Raw genomic sequence first — 19,340 nt, forward strand, 5'->3', positions numbered from 1 at the left:
TCTCAACACTCGTTGGTCTAACGTATTAATTTGCGTTGCCTGCTTCGCGCAGCAGTTCGACCCAGCCTTTAATGATTTCGGCGGGTGCTGAACAGTTCACCCGTTTGAATTTGACGGTTACCTGATACAGATAAACGCCCCCCGGAACGTCTTTTCCCTGGCTGTTTTTGCCATTCCACTTCAATGAAAGGTCGCTGCTCTGGTAGACTTTCGCGCCCCAGCGATTCACCACCGTCAACTCGGCCGACTCCACAAAGCGGGGGCACTGCATGGGCTGAAACACATCATTCTTACCATCGCCGTTGGGCGTAAACACGTTCGGCAGCATCAAATACGGGCAATTGTCTTTGCATACCCGGTTCGAGGGGGCACTCTCCACTCCGCTGCGGCTCACCGCCGTCACCTGATAACAGCCCGCAAACGAGCTCAGATTCTCGTGCCGGAACGTCAGGGTGGGGGCATTCACCGACGTCAGCAACACGGGGTCCTGCCCTTCGCAGGGCGTGTAATAAATGTTGTACTTGACAATGTTGCGATCACAATTTCCCGTTGCCGGGTTTTGCCACGTCAGATTGTTGGCAAACGTGGTCTGGTTGCAGAAGGCCTCCGGCGTCAAAGCCGCACAATTGAGCGTGTCGACGGCCAGTTGGGGCGGACACGGTTTGACCGTATCGATGGGCATGGCACAGACCCCCTGCGAGAAGTTGTTGAGCAGTATCGTCGTCAGCGGAGCCGAATACCGCCCCACCGTTTCGACCCGGTAACAGTAATTGCTATCCACCGACATGCTCACCGGCTGCACCCCATCGGCGGCATACGTATCGGCCCCCTGATCGGTGTAGACGTAGCTGGCCGCGGTGGTCACCGGAACCACCGCCACCAGGTTGAAGGGGCCATTGGGACCGGTTTTACTGCGATAAACGCGGTGTTGCTGGTTGTCATTGCTCCAGGGCACATTGGCTTCCCATTTGAGTTGAACCCGCTTGACGCCACCGGTGGCCGTCAGCCGGACCGAGCTGGCGTTGTCGGTCACATCCAGTCGCTGGAGCTGTCCCGTCCCCGGTTCGGTGAAATAGAACTCGATGCGGTAGCGGTAAGCATTGGCTACGGTATTGAGACCGCGATCGGTGTAAACCGTATCGGCCACCGTGGGTTGGAGGGTGGTCGTGATGGCGGCAATCTGGGTAAAGTTGGTGCCGGTCAACCCCGTAGCCCGGAACAGGCGGTACTGGAACGGTCCGGTGCCATCGTTGGGGTTGATGCCGGGCGGGCGGGTCCAGCGGACGGTAATGACGCCCCGGGTCTCGAAGGTGCTGTCGACGGTGACGTGGGTAATGAGGGGCACCTGCTGGGGTAAGTTCACGCAGACCTGCTCGGAAACCACACTCTGGCCGTTGTTGGGACGGGGCAGCATGACCACAATCCGGTAGCTGTATTGCACCCCCCGTTTGAGTCCCTGGTTGTTGTTGTTGTCGGTAAACGTAGTCTGGCCAATACCGACCCGGCCTACTTCCACATAACCGGTTGAAGGAGCCAGTCCGGGATTGGTGCAAGGGTCCAGAGCGACATTCGAACAGCCTTCTTTGCGATAAATCACCATTTGAGAGCCTTCCGGCAACGACGACACCCCGCAGGCATAAGCAGTCCAGTTGAGGATGATGGCGCGTCCGGCGGCATCGGCGGCCGGGCGGGCGGTCAGTCCCTGGGGTTTGGGCGCGTAAATCTTGATGCGGAAGGATTCGAGCGTGGCCAACTGGGTTTGGCCGCTTCCTCTGGGCAAATCGACCACCCGGAAGATGACATCGTAGGGTTCGGCGCGGACGTGAGCACAATTCGTCTGCCAGCGGAAGGTCCCCGTAGCGGGCGTATTTTGCGCCGTAGTGGGTGAAAACGTAGCAAATTCGGGCGAAATAATGTTGAGCCGGGTCTTCCCATCCGCAGCCAGGTACGGCCGGCCGTCGGGCCCAACGTTGAAGGGGCCGCCATAAGCCGATAATTCGACCCGGTTTCCATCGGGATCGGTAGCGGTAATATTCCGTTGAATGAGCGTACCCGCTTCGACACAAATATCGTCGGGAACCTGAATAGCGGGACGTTTATTAGGCGACGCCGTAACGATGATCTGCATATCGCGGATGATCTCCCCGATTTTGACCCCGTCGCGCCACTCTTCCACAATAAAAGCAATGTTGTACTGGCCCTGTTCAGCAGGCGCATCCCAGCAAACGTCACCGGTTATAGCATTGACGGTCAGGGTAGCCGGACCGGTTCCGGCTTCGTTTATTCGATTGACACCAATGAGCGTGGGATCGGAGTAGCCCGATACCGACTTTAAGGTACAGTTGCCCTGTTCGTCGTTCAGTTTTCCGGAAGGGACATATAGCCGGTAGGCCAGACTGTCGCCGTCGGCATCATAAGCCGCCGGATTGTGACACCATTTCTGACCAACCCGCGCGGAATCCAGAGGAGGATTCAACAAGACCGGGGTACTGTTCAGCCCAAGGGCGGCATTGACAACAATGGTGGTCTGGAGCTGAAAACTGGTTTGAATGGAAGTCGGAATATTGCGGACGTTTTCGTTCCGGTTGGTAATCGTACAGGTAATGCGGTAGGTACCAGGCCCCGGATAGGTAAACGTAGCGACGTATGTATTGGCCGTTGTGGCCCGATTGATTACAATGCGACTGGCTCGTTTCACGGCTACGGCTGGCCCAATACCGAAGCAAAAATAAGATGGATCCTGCTGGTCACTAGCCGTTCGCCCCCCGATTTCATCGTGGTAGGTGGTCATGGTGACCTCATAAGTCAGGGATGTACTGGAAATACGACGGGTGGTAATTTCGCCGGCCCGCAAGTGAGTTGCCTGCGTTTCTGTAATTGCAAGCAATCCAAGAAACAAAGCCCACCATAACGTGAGGAAATATGTTTTCATAACCAATAAATTTCTATACCTACAAGAACGTACAATTGCCTGGGTTGTGTATACGGTTTGGAGCCATTGGGGACAATTATAACAATAAAGTTTGGGAGTTGAAGGGTTTAAATGCCCCTCTTTACCCAGTTTTTATGCTGCCAGGAAACCTAATTATGAATGCGTCACCTACCGAAAGCTCCATTCAGAGAATTTAAGGGCGAATTCTGCCCGGCCTAAATTTTATAAAATCCCTTTTGATTGAAGAGGGTTTTCCAGAAGAAACGCAGGAAAATGCCAACCTGACGGGCAAATTCCCGCTGGTTTTCCAAGCCCGAAAAAGGGTTCCGAAAGTTGAGCAGATTGACGCCGATTTTCCAGCCGAAGATCACGGGTAACAACGTCAAGTAGTGCAGGATCAGGATTAAATAAGCTCCCACGCCGTATTGTTTCCGAACCCACAACAAATTGGAAACGTGCATTTGCGGTTTAAACCGGTTGATATGCGTGACTTTCCGTTCCTGGTAGTCGGTGCTGCTGCCGTATTCCAAATGAATGTAAAAAGCATCGCGCAAGAGCAGCATTTTACCCTGTTTGCCCAGCCGCCAGCACCATTCCACATCTTCGGCATACATAAAGAAATTTTCGTCCAGCCCACCGGCTTTCCGAACCGTTTCCCGGCGGGTCATAATGAAGGAGCCAATGAGCCAGTCTACTTCGTTCGGGTCGGAATAGTGGTTGTCGGGCAGCAGGCGGTGAAGCAGGTGTTTGAAAAAACCGGACGTGGGCACGATGTAAAAATACCGGCGCAGTTGAGAAAAACCGTCGTAGGCTTCAGTGTGCACTTTGCCTTCGCGCGTTATCTGCATCGGCCCAACGGCGGCCACTTCGGGGCGGCTGTCCAGCACGCTGGCGCATCGTTTAAATACATTGTCGATGAGCAGCGTATCCGAATTCAGCAGCAGGATCAGGCGGCCTTTGGCTTCGGCAATGCCGCGGTTGTTGGCGCGTGCAAAACCGGAATTGTAGCCCATTTCAATCCACCGTGTGCTTGGAAAAGCGGTTAAAACCACCGCCTGACCCGTTGGATCAGGATCGTTGTTGACCACCAAAACCTCATACGTCAAACCGGACGTGTGTTCTTCGACCGAACGAAGGCAATCGACAATGAGGTGCGGAGTTTTGTAATTAACGAGAATGATGGAGAGATCGGGCGCTTGCATACTGGATGCAAAGTTACGTATTAAATCGAGTCATAACACAGCTCCATCCCGGATGCCTCCAATTGTTTTTGCAGATTGGGAACGTTCCCTTTTTAAAGAGAACTAGGTGAAATAGTTATACGCATCTGAAGTCGGTTTTTAATTTTAACAATAGCAACTCATAATGAAATCCGAATCGTAGTTTTTAGCAGTAGTATTTAATTGAAAGTATAAAAAAAATATAAATTATTTTTTGTCTGTTAAATGAAAGGGTTATCAGACGCGATTGTGAAAAGCATTTCGTTATGTACAAAAAAATGTAACCGTTAAACATATATTGGATACATATACGTTTAGTACAATTCATAGATTGTTTTGTGTTAATTGATATCTGAGTATTATCTGTAAAATTTTAATCTGCCCAATGAGTATGTTTTATAGTAAACAAAATCATATGATTTTTTTTGTACTCTGTCTGATAAAGCGATAGGGTCCGCTCAGATGGCTTATTGCCGAATAAAATTCTATTTTATTTTAAAATTCATGTATTAACTTTGGATTGTTGCCCTGATTGAGATAGGGTGCCAATAGTTAATTTTTACTATTTTTTCACTACTAAATTCGATACAACTAGTACTTACTACCCAGTAAATATTAAAATTGAGTAGTATTACTTATTTTTTCTGCAGCTTTATTGTTACGTGTAATCAGTTTTTAAGATTCCCATATAGTACTAAATCTCTATTGATCAGGAAATTATTTGTCATTTCGAACTAGGCAGGCTTTGCGCTTTTCTAGCATCGGATTGGATTTATTTTTACTAGTTTATTTATATACATTCTCTGCCTTCCTCTTTAATAATAGGTTATTATGGTAACTTATACTGATCTTGAAATCATTGAAAATGATCGTATAATCTCTCCTTCCGGCGGTGTTTTTGTGAGTGCTTCAAAGCGGATATTCGATCTGGTTTTTGCATTTCTTATCACATTACTCGTCTTGTTTTGGATGGTTCCGCTGATTGGCGCTGCTATTAAATTAACGTCACCCGGCCCGGTTTTTTTTGTGCAAATGCGTACGGGACGGCATGGAAGAACCTTTCGGTGTTTCAAATTCAGGACAATGGTGCATAGCCGTACGGTGCCATTCAAACAGGTCACCCGAAATGATCCTGGCATTACGTCCGTCGGCCGATTTCTCCGTAAGAACAATTTGGATGAGATGCCGCAATTTTTGAATGTTTTACTGGGCGATATGAGTCTGGTTGGTCCCCGACCCCATGCTGTTGATCACGACAAGACCTATTGGACGGCTATTCCACGGTATCCGAGTCGCTATGCGGTCCGGCCGGGAATCACGGGGCTGGCCCAGGTTCGCGGAGCCAGAGGACTAACCGAGACGCCCAAAAAAATGGAGCGCAGGTTACGTTATGACCTGCATTATATTAAAAAATGTTCCTTTTTTTTTGATATGCTCATCTGCTGGTGGACTATTAAAACGATGTTTCAGGGCGATGAAAATGCCTGGTGATGCCGCAGAGAAGGCACCGTTGTCGCTCGAATAGTCGGTTATTTTGAGATAGATCAGGTTTAGCAAAGCAAGTAGCGAAAGAGACAGTGTCGTCAAATTGTATAATAGCATGGTATCGAATCAATTCTATTATGAACCGTCACCATCGAGGAAACTTGAGAGCCCTAATTTGAGCTCTATTTTTCTTCGATACAAGCACTATTGGAAGTGGTTTATCGGATCGGTTACCCTAATGGGTGCTCTCTCCGTTGCTTATGCTCTAAAATTGTCGCCGGTATACAGCATCCAGGCCAGCTTGATGATTAATGATGAAAAGAAGGGGAGCTTTGAAGAGAAAGTGCTGAAAGAACAGCAGATTTTCATCCCGAAAAAAGTTGTTGAAAACGAAACCGAGGTGCTGAAATCCACCATGCTGATGACTAAAGTGGTGGAACGGCTGAATCTGAATGTCTTTTACTCACGCCCGGGGACTTTCCGAAACCAGCAACTTTACGAAGACTCGCCCATTATTCTTCAGGTGCTGAAACCGAACGAATCCCTTTACACGACCGCCCTTTCCATCCAGTTTGTCGATTCCCAAACCGTTCTCATCAACCAAAAACCGTATCCGGTCAATCAGGTCATCACGACGCCCTTTGGTCAGTTGCGGCTGGCCACCCGACAGCCCATTAGCCCGAAAGTTGACCCAGTGGAAGTGCAGGTGATGCCCGTTTCAAAGGTCGTTAGTTCCTACCTGAAAAGTCTGAAAGTGGAGCCGACCAGTAAGACCTCAACCGTTCTGTTGTTATCAATCGAAGAAACTATTCCCCAAAAAGGGATGGCGCTGCTGACCCAGTTGATTGAAGAATACAACCGGGCGGCTATTGAAGAAAAAAACCGCATGGCGATCAACACGCTTAAATTCATCGAATCGCGGCTTTCATTGATTGGAAATGATCTGGCTGCGATTGAAAAAGAGGTAGAATCGTATAAATCAGCGGAAGGAATTACCGATTTGAGTTCACAGGCGGGCACCCTGCTGCAAACCGTCAAAGAGAACGATGCGCAGTTGAATCAGGTCATGATTCAGTTGCGGGCGCTGGAAAATATGGAGGATTACATTGAGAACAAAGCCGGTGATTTGGGAACAGCCCCCAACACGCTGGGCCTCAATGATCCGGTATTGCTTCAGATGGTTACCAAGCTCAGCGACCTGGAATTGCAACGCCGAAATCTGGCATCGACCATGAACGAATTGAATCCGCTGGTGCAGTCGCTTGACGATCAGATTCGTTCGGTCAAAAGCAATATTCGGGAGAATATTCAAACCTTGCGGCAGACGCTCACCGGCACCCAGCGCGAATTGCAAGCCGTTAGTCAACACAACGAAGGGCTGATCCGGCGGGTGCCGAAAAAAGACCGTGTGCTTCTGAACATCACCCGTCAGCAAAAAATCAAGAATGATCTGTATACCTATCTGCTTCAGAAGCGCGAAGAAGCGGCTTTATCGTATGCTTCTACGGTTTCCGACAGCCGGGTGGTCGATAAGCCCTATCATAGCGGTATACCGGTAAAACCCCGCAAAAGCTACCTGGTTTTGCTGGGCGTATTACTCGGTTTTTTGTTACCCATTGGCGTAATCTTCACCCGAGATTTGATCAACGGGCGGATCCTGCGTCGCTCGGATGTCGAACAGGCCACGCAGGTTCCTATTCTGGCCGAGCTGGTTCAAAACCCTGGTAATCCGTCCGTTGGCCTGCTTCCCCAAAGCCGCTCGTTGATTGATGAGCAAATCCGGATGCTTCGCACCCGGGTTCAGTTTCTGAGAAATGAAACCCAAACGCCGGTTATTTTAATTACATCCAGTGTCAGTGGCGAAGGCAAATCCTTTGTCTCCGCCAATCTGGGAGCCAGTCTGGCAATGGCCGATCACCCCACCCTGGTGCTGGAAATGGATCTACGCAATCCACAGATTCATCCGGCTCTGGGGGTAGACAATTCGATCGGTATCACAGAATACCTGCAAGGGCAGGCTACGCTGGATTCTATCCTTCGGGAAGTCCCGGGTCAGAAGAATTACTGGATCATCACGAGTGGCCAGCTGCCGACTCACCCGGCCGAACTGCTTGGCAGTCCGCGTCTGCCGGCGTTAATCGACGAATTACGTTCCCGGTTTTCGTACGTCCTGATCGACTCGTCACCGGTCAGTCTGGTGACCGATGCGCAGTTGATTGCCGCTCATGTCGATGCGACCCTGTTTATTGTCCGCTGCGATGTAACGCCCAAAAAATCACTCAAAACCCTGGAATCGCTCTATCAGGAACAACGGTTTCAGCGGTTGAATGTAGTTCTCAATGGTGTCAATGAGCAAAAGCCGTACTACCACCAGTACGCAACCACCAGTTTGAAGCGGAGCCAGCCAACCTAGCCCCATGATCCGGTAATTCCTTTTCCTTTTTTTCTACCTCATTTATCACGCGATGTTCAACTCCGTTGACATACCGGTTCTTTTGTTGCTTTTCAATCGGCCGCAGTACGCTTCTGAAGTCCTTTCGGTATTGGAAACGGTCAAGCCTTCCCGTATTTACGTGGCCGTCGATGGTCCCCGGGCCGGACACCCGACGGATGCGGAAAACGTTGAAAAGTGCCTTGCACTCCTGAACCGGATCGATTGGCCCTGCCGCGTTGGCATTCTGAAGCGGGATCAGAATCTGGGTTGTGGGCGGGCCGTCAGTGAGGGAATAGCCTGGTTTTTTGAGTACGAACCGATGGGCATCATCCTGGAAGACGACTGTGTGCCGACGCCCGCCTTTTTCAGTTTCTGTGCGGAAATGTTGCTCCGCTATCAGGACGACGAGCGGGTTATGCACATTTCCGGAACGCGCTGGAACGAAGAATTTCCCATTGAGTCGTCGTATTTCTTTACCGCAATCGGACACATCTGGGGGTGGGCCACCTGGCGACGCGCCTGGCAGCATTATGATTACCAGATGTCGACCTGGCCGTTGGAGAAAAATACCGATCTGATCACCAAAGTCTTGCCCGCTCACCGGCATGTTCACTATTGGGAAAGCAATTTCGATACGGTTTATCATCAAACGCAGAAACACACCTGGGACTACCAGTGGCAATATGCCCTATTCCGGAACGGTGGCCTTTCGATTACACCCCGGAAAAATCTGATTCAAAATATTGGCGCTGAAGGCGTGCATGACAGCCGGTCCGATGAATTCCGGCATCGACGGAAGGCTCACGCGGATTTTCAAATAAAGGACGCTCATAGAGAACCCGTTCGGCACCCGAATTTCGACGCCTACAACATGGATCATTATTTCCTGCGCAAAGATCCCCTCTGGATTCGGTTGAAGCGGAGGGTACAAAAACTATCCGAAATTCTGACTGTGGCCTGAGGCCGCAAATCCATCACGACACCCTATTCAAATTCAGTTAATGACCAAATCCATTGTAGAAAAGCTTAAAAAGACGGCGTGGTACCTGGGGGTTCCGGCCGTGAACTTTGCCCTATCTACGATAACGCTTCCGGTCTTATCGATCTTCAAAATTCATCCACCCGGGGTTTATGGCTGTGTTCTGAGTACTTCCGCCGGGTTATATAAACGGAAGCACGTGACGGCTCCCGCTTTTAACCTTCAAACCGTATGAATATCCTTTGGTTAGGCGACTATCCGCACCCCCTGAGGGTCAACCCCAACCGCCATCCGGTTCCCTGGATGACGATGTTGGCCAATGGTCTGGCTTCCAGTAACGGCCTGGGCCTTACCATCATGAGCTATTCCTCCGCCATCGACCAGGATGAACTATTTACGGCAGACGGTATCAATTATATCTATCTAAAAGTGCCCGATGATAAATGGGATTTATTGACCGCTTACACCCAGCGAATTAACCGCCTGCGCTCGTATTTGGCGTCATTGAAGGGAACATTTGATCTGGTGCATATCCACGGTTCAGAGCAGCAATACCAAGTGATCGGAGCCGGTTTGCCCATTCCCAAAGTCCTTTCTGTCCAGGGAATCGTCACGGAATATTATAAAATTCTTCCGGCCAAACCCGATTACCGCCATATCTCGTGGCTGGTGGCGGGTTATTACGAACGGAAATACCTGCGTTCGGTCCGGCATTTCATTTGCCGGACCCACTGGGATCAGTCCCATACCCTCCGGATGCAGCCCAACGCCGTGATTCACCACAACTGGGAACCGATCCGGGCCGAGTTTTTCGAGCCGGTTTCCGTCAGTGCCAAAACCGCCCAAACACTTCTCTTTGTCGGAGGTACCAACCGGATCAAGGGCATCCGGGAAGCGCTCCGGGCCTACGACTCCCTGTGCCGTACGCTCCCGTTGCGGTTTTGTGTGGCGGGATCCGGTGACAAGGCCGACGTCATTCAACTCATTCATTCGCTGGAATTGAGCAATATCCGGGCGGAAGATATCGAGCACAAAGGATTTTTGAACGGGAAGAAACTACGCGAAGCCTATCAGGAAGCGTTCTGTCTGATTCATCCGTCCTACATCGACAACAGTCCGAACAGCGTTTGTGAAGCGCAGGTCGCCGGTTTGCCGGTCGTCGCTTCCGACGTCGGTGGGGTGAGTTCCCTGATCGACCACGGACAGACCGGATTACTCACTACGCTGGAGCCCGACTCGATTGCCGATGCCGTGCTGACGCTATGGAAAAATTCGGAGCTGCACCGGGCCATAGCTTCCAACGCCCGGGCCGTGGCCCGAAACCGCCATGACCGGCAGCAAATTATCGACAAGACGGTATCCATTTATCAGGAAATCATACGCCATGCCAACTAACCTGAACAGGCTGCCCGGCAAGGCCGTAGCCCTCCTTTCGTTGCCGCAACTGCTCCTGCATATCGTCGGTCTGTTGCTGGTTGGGCATTTGTGTCTGAGTGATCTGGTGAATCCCACCATTGGGTATCCGATCGGTTTTGCCGCTATCCTGTTTCTGTTGATCCGCCTGTTGTTCCGCCGGTTTTACCTCGATTACGTCTTGATTATTTTCACCTGCAGCCATTTCTACTACGGTAACAACCACGGGGGCTTGTGGAATTACATCAATGTATTGGCCCTGCTGGTTATTGCCTTCGTCGAGCCGTGGTGGGAGGGAACGTCGAATCTGACGCCGTTCCAGAAAACGGTCCTTGGAGGCTTGTTCCTGGTCAATGCACTGGGGCTGGTTTTTGTGGCCGAATCCTCCGTGTCTGGTCGAATGGAAGGATTTCTGGTCAGTCTGTCCTATGCTTTCCTGTTTCTTTTTATTCTTCAGCTACCGGCCACGACCGCCTTATTCAGCCGCTTGTTGCTGGTGATGGCCGGGGTGGGGCTATGGTTCGTGGTAATTGCGCTGAGTCAGAAAACCCACTTCCTCGAATCGGTTTCACCTTTATTGCCAAAAGGCAATGGCGATGGCCTGGAAAACAATGGTTGGGAAACGTACGAAAATAAGTCCGAAAGGGCCGACGGTCCATTTAAAGACTTCGAACTCTTTGCCGAATATGCATCGCTCCTGTATGCCGTGTTTTTTCCGATCCTGATCGGACAGGTCAGCCGGTATTTTCGGATGAAAGCCATCATTCCGGCTCTGGCGGTGATCGGCTCGTTCCTGTGTGTTCTGATGACCGCCACGCGATCGTCGATTTTGCTGCTGATTCCTGTGACTTTCTTTTATCTGTTTTACTACCGGAGCCAATTTGTTCGGAAACCCGCTCTGCTGGGTGCCGTGGGGGCTTTTGTCGGCCTGATCGTACTCGTCGGACCTTACATCGGCCTGGATTACGTCATGGAACGGCTCAACGAGCTGGATGTGAATCGCTTGAGTTCCGGTTCCGCGAAAAGTGCGGAAGCCATCAACCGGGGTGAAACGTATCAGGCCGGTCTGGAAAGACTGCTGGACCAGGATTGGCTGATTGGGTACGGTTATGGCGTTTCCGAGCACTATTCCATGGCTTTTTTTGGAATACCCAATAGTGAAATGCGGGATTATCACAATTTATACCTGAGCCTGCCCATTACGCTGGGCTGGATTGGCACCGGTTTGTTCATCCTGTTACTTCTCAATCACGCTTTTCAGACGCTGGTTGCCTGTCGATCGGCTCCTCAGCCGCATCTGGAAGCCCTGGTCGTAGGAATGGCCGTTTTCTGGGCGGTATTTTTCATCAACGAATTCAAGATCCAGGCGATCCGGGAGCCCAATTACCTGATGCTGATCTGGTGTTGGCTGGGATTTAGCATTCAGGCGAACCGGCTGGCGGTTGGTTCCGTAAGCAATGAATTCCGAATGCAAACCGATCGGCACCCTGAGCCTGTACTCCACTAACGATAAACCGGACATACGATGATTTTTATTGTTATCCCCGTTCATAACCGAAAGCACTTAACCCGGCGGTGTCTCGCGTGTTTAACCCGCCAAACGATTTCCCGAATTACCATTGTGGTGGTCAACGACGGCTCGACCGACGGGACTGATGAGATGATCCGGACCGAATTTCCGGATGTGGTGGTGTTGCCCGGTGACGGAACGCTCTGGTGGACTGAAGGTACCAATGTCGGCGTTCGGTATGCACTGCAAAACCGGGTGGCAGACGAAGAAAATTTTGTGTTGACTATTAACGACGACACCGAAGTTCGTCCGGATTATGTGGCTTCGCTGCTGGCCACCTACGCTCAGCATAAACCGTGTCTGGCCGGTTCGGTCAGCGTCGATATTGCCAAACCTGATTCCCTGCAATATGCCGGTATGAAACTGAATCTCTATTCGGCGAACGAGACCTACCTGGCAAACGCCCATTTCGGCAACAGTTACAGTCAGTTAACAGAAACTACCGACACGATCGATTCCGACAGTTTGCCGGGTCGGGGTGTGCTCATTCCCTTCGAGGTATTTGAGAAAGTGGGCCTCTACGATACGGAACATTACGTCCACTACATGGCTGATATTGAATTCACGGTTCGGGCCAAACGGGCGGGTTATCGCCTGGTCATAGCGCCCTCCAGCATCGTTTATGAGCACGTTGAGGCCACCGGGCTCCAGGTCAATCATCAACTGCCGATCCGCAAGTTCTGGAAAGGATTATGGGGGCGCTATTCGCCCATCAATATTCCCATGCGCTACCATTTTGCGATGCGCCATACCCACACCAAACACTTGTATTTGGTATTGGAGGTCGGCCGAATCGTTACCGGTTATTTTCTTCGAAAACTACGCTTGATCTAGCCTGACTAACTATCGCAGAAACAATAAGAATACAACCGATGAAAAAGACCAATAAAATACTTTTCCTGACACAACTTCCTCCACCAATTCACGGAGCGTCCAAGATTAATGAATATCTAAAAACGAGTATATCGATCAATGAAAAATTCGAAACGGAGCATATTAATATTATAACGGCCAAAGATTTAAGTGATGTACAGAAATTTAGCTGGTCAAAAGTTGCCGTTATCGCAAAGCTTTGTCTGCGAATTATAAAATCCTGTTTATCGACTCGCTACGATTTGGTATTCGTTACCTTAAGCACGGATGGAATCGCTTTTTACAAAAGCGCACTGGTCTGGATGATTGCCGCGGCTTTTATCAAAAACCGGGTCGTGATGCTGCACGAGAAAGGCATCGAGACAACGGCTCAAAAAAATAAACTCAATCGGTTGATTACGAGGGGGATGATTAACGGCTCCAACCTCATTGTTACGTCAAAACTCCTTCTCGCTGAATTCGATTCGTATACTACAAAAAAGTACGTCGTTTGCAGCGGTACCCCCGGCACCAGTGCTGTACGAACGGGCGATTATACGGTAGAGAGTGGTCCCAAACTTTTGTTTTTATCCAATCTGATCATTGAAAAAGGTATCCTGGTTTTTGTCAGTATTTGTGCCGAATTAACCAGAAGAGGATTCGCCTATCACGCGGATATTATCGGTAACGAGTCGGATATATCCATGACCGAACTTCTGACATTGATTCGTGAAAAAAAACTGGATTACCAGATTACGTTGGTCGGCCCGAAATACAATGACGAAAAAGATGCCTATTTACGGGCTTCGGATTTTCTGATTTTTCCGACTTTTTACAAACGGGAAACGACTCCTTTAGTCATTCAGGAAGCTTTCAAGTTTGGCCTGATTCCCGTCTCTTCTCCCGAAGGAGGCATTCCGGATCTGATCGAGGATGGCGTCGATGGATTCGTGATCAATCCGGACGATGTGTCGCAATACTGCGATAAAATCATGGGGCTGTGGGCCAATCACGAACGGTTCAACGCTTTCCGGAAAGCCGGTCAGGCCAAGTTTGACAACCGATTCAGCTTACCGGTTTTTGAAAAAAATATGGTCTCGGTGCTCGACGCTGCACTCAACTGCTAATTATCCGATGAATACAACCTTCGTTCAGAACGTTACGCCGGCAAGCGCGAAGCCGGCACTTACCACGACGGTCATGGGGTACCCGGTTTTTTCGGGTAAACTGGATCAGCTCCCGATTGGTGGACAGAACACCCTGCTGATCAACACCATGAGCCCGAATTCGTATGGACTCGCCCGGAAAGATGCCCTCTTCGAAAAGTCTCTCAAAAACTGCGACGTACTGACGCTGGACGGTATTGGCGTGGCCCTCGGTTCGATTTTGCTGAATGGCAAAAACATCAGAAAAATTGCCGGTGCGGACACGTTCGATTACCTGGCCGCTTACTTTAACCAGCGGGGCGGGCGGTGCTTTTTTGTGGGATCGACGGAAGCAACGTTGCAAAAAATCGTGGCCCAACTGGCCAAAGATTTCCCCCGGCTCGAAGCGGATTACTATTCTCCGCCCTACAAAGACGAATTGACCGCCGAAGACTCGGCACCCATTATCGAGCGGATCAACGCCTTTCAGCCGGATGTCGTTTTTGTGGGCATGTCGGCACCGAAACAAGAAAAATGGGCCTACCAAAATAAGTCTTCCCTCAACACGAAAGTGATTGCCACAATCGGCAACGTCTTCGACTGGTATGCCGGAAACAGCAAACGGCCGGCTAAAATCTGGATTACGCTCCGGCTCGAATGGCTGGTGCGGATTTTTCATCGCCCGGAAATATTCCGCCGGAATACCCGGAATCAACTCGTTTTTGTAAAAGATATGCTCCTGTGTTTTACCCGTTTAAAAAAGATAGCAAATGACTGATCGAAAAGTAAAGATTGCCATCATTGGCCTGGGAAAGATGGGGATTTCGCACCTGGCGATTCTGAATGCCCACCCGGCGCTGGAGGTCGTTGGCGTCTGCGACACATCCGGAATCGTGATGGAAGCCCTCAAACAGCATTCCGCCTTCGAGTGCTTTGCCGACTACAAAAAAATGGTCGATAAAGTGCGTCCCGAAGCCGTGTTGATTGCCACGCCGACGAAGCTGCACTTCGAAATGGCCCGTTTTGCCCTGGAGCGAGGTCTTCACGTGTTTATGGAAAAACCGTTCACCCTGAACATGAGCCAGGGCGAAGAACTGGTTCGGCTGGCCGAGGCCCGAAATCTGGTTACGCAGGTGGGGTATCACAACCGGTTTATCGGGGTTTTCAACGAAGTCAAGCGTCTGGTCGATCTGGGCGCATTGGGCGACGTCTACCATTTTGTTGCCGAATCCTACGGTCCGGTGGTCACGCGGAAAAAAGAAGACACCTGGCGGTCGAATCCGAGCGAAGGGGGCGGGTGTCTGCTGGATTATACCTCCCATGTGGTCGATCTGCTGCAGTTTGTGCTCGGACGGGTAGACAAGGTGGATGGCAGCACGCTCAAAAAGATCTATTCCTCCAGCGTTGAAGATGCAGTGTATTCTACGCTGCATCTGGACAGCGGTATATCCGGTTTTCTATCGGTGAACTGGAGCGATGAAACCTACCGGAAAATGTCGACGCAGCTCACCATTATCGGGATGAGCGGAAAACTGGTGGCGGATGCGCAGGAAATGAAAGTGTATTTCAAAACCGCCCCAGCGATTGCCGGATACGAAAAAGGCTGGAACGTGAAATACATCACTGATCTGACACCCGGTGTCGATTTTTACCTGCGGGGGGAAGAGTATTCGGCGCAGATCGATTATTTCGCCCGCTGTATTCAAAACCGGAATGCTCACGGAATCAGCACCTTCCGCAGTGCGCTGGAAACCGACCGGGTCCTCAATTTATTACGAACTTACCCTCAATAGTGCACACGATCATGGAACGAATCTTATTTGGTGATAACCAGTTTTTTGCCGTCAACCACCTTTCCGACGAAAAATCAAGAGCTCAGGCCGTCCGCTTCAAGGACGACAGCGCGATTATCAAGGTATTGGATACCGCCATCGATTGCGACATCAACACGTTTATGTGTACGACGCACGACCGGATTGCCAACATTTGCGACCACATCCGCCGGAACCCGAATCAGTACGCCAATTTTCAGATTTACCCCTGTATGCCTTATGCGCACAAGTATGCCAATGCGGTAACGGAACTGGGGATTATGGGAACGCTGAAGGAATACATGCCAAGCTCAAATTTGCTGGGTACGCTGGCGAAAGGCGGTTTGGCGGTTTTTAAAAAGGACTTCATCAGCATCATGGAAATTCTGGTAGACACCGAGATGAAGATGTTCAAGGGCGTGCGGACGGACGTTATTTTTATCCAGAACGTCATTACCGACCTGATTCTGGGATTAGGCATGTACGATTTTTTCCGGGCGTTCAGCGATTACGTCAAGAAAAAATACAACGCAGAAGCCGGTTTTATCACGATGAATCTTCCCATGCTGCACCAGGCACTGGAGAAGGTGGGCGTCGAGAATCCGATTATCTGTGCTTCGATCAACAAAGTGGGTTTCCGGATGACCGGTGGGGTAGAGCTTTACGAGCGTACTTTGCGGGAAAAACAAATGCGCGTCATTGCCATGCAGGTCTTTGCCGCGGGTGCCATTCCTCCCAAAGAAGCCCTGGAGTACGTTTGCAATCTGCCGCACATCAGTTCCATTCTGTTTGGCGCTTCTTCGCGGAGCCACATCGAACAAAACCGGGATCTGATTAATCAATACTGGAAGAAAGATGAAGCAGTTTTGGTCTAGCCACTGCTAACTAACTCACTTTCTGTTGTTTCTGACTTGACTATATTCCCAATGATAGCCCCCATTGCCCTTTTTGCTTACAAAAGACCGTCCGAATTAGCGAAGACCCTGGCGGCTCTCCGGGCCAACCATTTGGCCTCCGAGAGTGAACTGTACGTTTTTGTGGATGGCCCGAGATCCGAAAAAGACGTGCCGAAAGTGGAGCAGGTTCGCCAGCTTGTCCGGGAAATAACGGGTTTCAAAACGGTACACCGCATGATCAGCGAGCATAACATCGGGTGTGCCGACTCCATCATTCAGGGCGTTACGAAGGTGTTGAAGGCGCATCCGACCGTCATTGTGGTGGAAGACGACATTGTCACCACCCCGAATTTCCTGGATTTTATTAACCAGTCTCTGGCGCACTACGCTGATGATCAACGGGTTTTTTCGATTGGCGGGTACACATTTCCCTTCAAAAAACCGGATGGTTACCAGGCTGACGGCTATTTTTTTGGCCGTCATTGTGCCTGGGGGTGGGGAATCTGGGCCGATCGCTGGCAGGAAATCGACTGGGAGATTACCGACTTTCAACAGTTTATGAACGATTCGGGCCAGCGCAGGGCCTTCAATCGGGCGGGTATGGACATGGTCCGAATGCTCCGTAAAACGATGGAAGGGAAGCTGGATGCCTGGGATATCCGCGTTTGTTACAACATTTTTAAAAAGGGCAAGCAAACGCTGTATCCCACGGTGTCTAAAGTGGAAAATATCGGATTTTATTCAAAAGACGGTATGAATACCAATGAATACAATCGCTACAAAACCGTACTCGATCCGGGTGTTAGGCGGAAATTTTCGTTCGCAAAGCAGGTGAATGAGGAGGATCATTTTGCCCGGCAATTTCGCTGGAAATACAGTTTGCAGGTACGCATTTTCGCGCGATTATTGACGTATGCGGGTTTTCGATGAAACAATACTAAAACAGCATGGCTATATGAAAATTAAGTTTTACCATCGTTTTTATAAGATCAGCGATATAAATCATACTCCACTTCATTATAGTTGCTAATAACTTAAAAGAAGTATGCGCTAATTGTCGCTCTTTAAAAAGAAGTGACAAATAAAAGTAAAATTATTTTTAAGTAAATTGAAAAAATCTAGATAGTAATTTACTTAATTTTTATTTCCAATATATAAAAATGATAGAGTATTGACAAGATTTGACATACCTTATTTTATGTCTACATAAATGTTGAAATCAATTGCATTTTATTTTTAAAATTTTTTTCGATGCGAAATGTGTTTGATAAATCGGTTAGCACTTTAACTGAAAAGGTTCAGATAATAAAAATTAACCATACTATAAGAACCTATTTTTTTAATACTTCGTGGTTATTTTTTGAGCAAATAGTTCGAATGAGTGTAGGCTTGTTTGTGGGAGTATGGGTTGCAAGATTTTTAGGTCCTGCTCAATTTGGAATTTTAAATTACGCACAAAGTTTAGTGGGTTTGTTCGGTGCAATAGCAACGTTAGGTTTAAATAATATTGTAATTCGTGAACTAGTAAAAAAACGAATTGATAAAAACGTTCTTTTAGGTACCGCTTTTTTAATGAAGCTTATTGGTGGTTTTTTTGTTGTTGTTCTTTTAACTTTAGCTATAAATATTATTCCAACTGATTTTTATACCAAGTTCATTGTTTTAATTGTTGCCTCATCAACTATCTTCCAAAGCTTTAATGTTATAGATTTCTTTTTTCAAGCTAAGGTTAAGTCTAAGTTTGTCGTGTATGTGAATTTTATTGTGTTACTGATTTGCACCCCTGTTAAAGTAGCACTTTTAGTTATAAAAGCACCTTTAGAAGCATTTGCGTTCGTCGCCGTTCTTGAAAGTATTGTTTCCGCAGTAGGGCTTATCTTCTTTTATAGAAGTAATAAAGAGGATATTAGGGAATGGAAATTTGATAAATCGGTTTCTATCGCATTACTGAAAGATAGCTGGCCCTTAATTCTTTCAAGCATTTCTATATCTATCGGAATGCGAATTGACCAGGTAATGCTTAAAAGTTTTATGAATGAAACCACCGTAGGGTTTTATGCTGTAGGCGTAAAATTTGCTGAGATATTTAATTTTATACCCATGATTATTAGCCAGTCGATCTATCCCAAAATCGTTGGGATGGATCTCGACAAGGAGAGGAATACATTGGTTATTTTAATACGATACCTATTTTATGGATTGGTCTTGCTTTCATTGGGCGTGAATATTGCCTCAAGTTATGCCGTTACCATTTTGTATGGCCAGGAATATGCTTCAAGTATTACTGTTGTCAATATTTTGATTTGGTCTATTCCTTTTACTTTTCTAAATATAGTGACAAGTACCATCCTGCAAAAGCTCAATAAAAATACGACGATCCTTTTCCGGCAGCTTATTATTGCAGCAATTAACATACTGGTTAATGTTATTCTAATACCTATGTACGGGATTGAGGGAGCCTCATTTGGTACTTTACTGGCAGATATTTCATTGTTTATATTTGGAATATTGATTCCAAATGAAAGGTGGATATTTTATTTAAGAATGGAAGCCATCCTTTTATTACCCGGGGCTTATTTTAAAAAGGCTAAATAGTATTTGGT

The 19,340-nt window shown here is 48.7% G+C and carries 14 protein-coding genes; 12 read left to right on the forward strand and 2 right to left on the reverse strand.

Features of this window, described 5'->3' with window-relative positions; genetic code table 11:
- Positions 1 to 25: 25 nt before the first annotated feature.
- Positions 26 to 2,932 (reverse strand): T9SS type B sorting domain-containing protein, encoded by a 2,907-nt coding sequence (locus EHT87_RS03905; protein WP_124904048.1) that lies wholly within the window; start codon positions 2,930 to 2,932, stop codon positions 26 to 28.
- Positions 2,933 to 3,147: 215 nt separating this feature from the next.
- Complete coding sequence (locus EHT87_RS03910; protein ID WP_124904050.1) at positions 3,148 to 4,134, reverse strand: glycosyltransferase family 2 protein; 987 nt, start codon at positions 4,132 to 4,134, stop codon at positions 3,148 to 3,150.
- Positions 4,135 to 4,983: 849 nt separating this feature from the next.
- Here EHT87_RS03910 and EHT87_RS03915 point away from each other — a divergent pair.
- From EHT87_RS03915 to EHT87_RS03970, 12 genes are all read left to right on the forward strand, one after another.
- Positions 4,984 to 5,643 (forward strand): sugar transferase, encoded by a 660-nt coding sequence (locus EHT87_RS03915; RefSeq protein WP_124904052.1) that lies wholly within the window; start codon positions 4,984 to 4,986, stop codon positions 5,641 to 5,643.
- Between the two features lie 109 nt (positions 5,644 to 5,752).
- Positions 5,753 to 8,050, forward strand: a complete 2,298-nt coding sequence (locus tag EHT87_RS03920; protein ID WP_124904054.1) for a GumC family protein — start codon at positions 5,753 to 5,755, stop codon at positions 8,048 to 8,050.
- Between the two features lie 52 nt (positions 8,051 to 8,102).
- Complete coding sequence (locus EHT87_RS03925) at positions 8,103 to 9,032, forward strand: glycosyltransferase family protein (RefSeq protein ID WP_124904056.1); 930 nt, start codon at positions 8,103 to 8,105, stop codon at positions 9,030 to 9,032.
- Positions 9,033 to 9,281: 249 nt separating this feature from the next.
- A complete protein-coding gene (locus EHT87_RS03930) occupies positions 9,282 to 10,445 on the forward strand; it encodes a glycosyltransferase family 4 protein (protein ID WP_124904058.1) in 1,164 nt (387 codons plus the stop codon).
- Positions 10,435 to 11,970 carry an O-antigen ligase family protein gene (locus EHT87_RS03935; RefSeq protein WP_185716135.1) on the forward strand — a complete coding sequence of 512 codons (1,536 nt, stop codon included), beginning with the start codon at positions 10,435 to 10,437 and terminating at the stop codon, positions 11,968 to 11,970. The genes EHT87_RS03930 and EHT87_RS03935 overlap by 11 nt, the downstream gene beginning before the upstream one ends.
- An 18-nt stretch (positions 11,971 to 11,988) precedes the next feature.
- On the forward strand, positions 11,989 to 12,867 hold the full coding sequence (locus EHT87_RS03940; protein WP_124904062.1) for a glycosyltransferase family 2 protein: 879 nt from the start codon (positions 11,989 to 11,991) through the stop codon (positions 12,865 to 12,867).
- A 281-nt stretch (positions 12,868 to 13,148) separates the two neighbouring features.
- Positions 13,149 to 14,012, forward strand: coding sequence for a glycosyltransferase family 4 protein (locus EHT87_RS03945; protein ID WP_185716136.1), 864 nt, complete (start codon positions 13,149 to 13,151; stop codon positions 14,010 to 14,012).
- Between the two features lie 7 nt (positions 14,013 to 14,019).
- A complete protein-coding gene (locus EHT87_RS03950) occupies positions 14,020 to 14,808 on the forward strand; it encodes a WecB/TagA/CpsF family glycosyltransferase (protein WP_124904066.1) in 789 nt (262 codons plus the stop codon).
- Positions 14,801 to 15,823, forward strand: coding sequence for a Gfo/Idh/MocA family protein (locus EHT87_RS03955; RefSeq protein ID WP_124904068.1), 1,023 nt, complete (start codon positions 14,801 to 14,803; stop codon positions 15,821 to 15,823). The genes EHT87_RS03950 and EHT87_RS03955 overlap by 8 nt, the downstream gene beginning before the upstream one ends.
- Before the next feature lie 11 nt (positions 15,824 to 15,834).
- Positions 15,835 to 16,716: an aldo-keto reductase family protein gene (locus tag EHT87_RS03960; protein ID WP_124904070.1), complete on the forward strand. Its 882-nt coding sequence runs from the start codon at positions 15,835 to 15,837 to the stop codon at positions 16,714 to 16,716.
- 51 nt (positions 16,717 to 16,767) lie between these two features.
- Positions 16,768 to 17,667, forward strand: coding sequence for a glycosyltransferase (locus EHT87_RS03965; protein WP_124904072.1), 900 nt, complete (start codon positions 16,768 to 16,770; stop codon positions 17,665 to 17,667).
- 321 nt (positions 17,668 to 17,988) lie between these two features.
- The gene (locus tag EHT87_RS03970) at positions 17,989 to 19,332 is read left to right on the forward strand and encodes a flippase (protein ID WP_124904074.1); all 1,344 of its coding nucleotides are present in this window, start codon (positions 17,989 to 17,991) and stop codon (positions 19,330 to 19,332) included.
- The last annotated feature ends 8 nt before the right edge of the window (positions 19,333 to 19,340 follow it).

Source organism: Larkinella knui (assembly GCF_003858645.1).
GTDB classification, from domain to species: Bacteria; Bacteroidota; Bacteroidia; order Cytophagales; family Spirosomataceae; genus Larkinella; species Larkinella knui.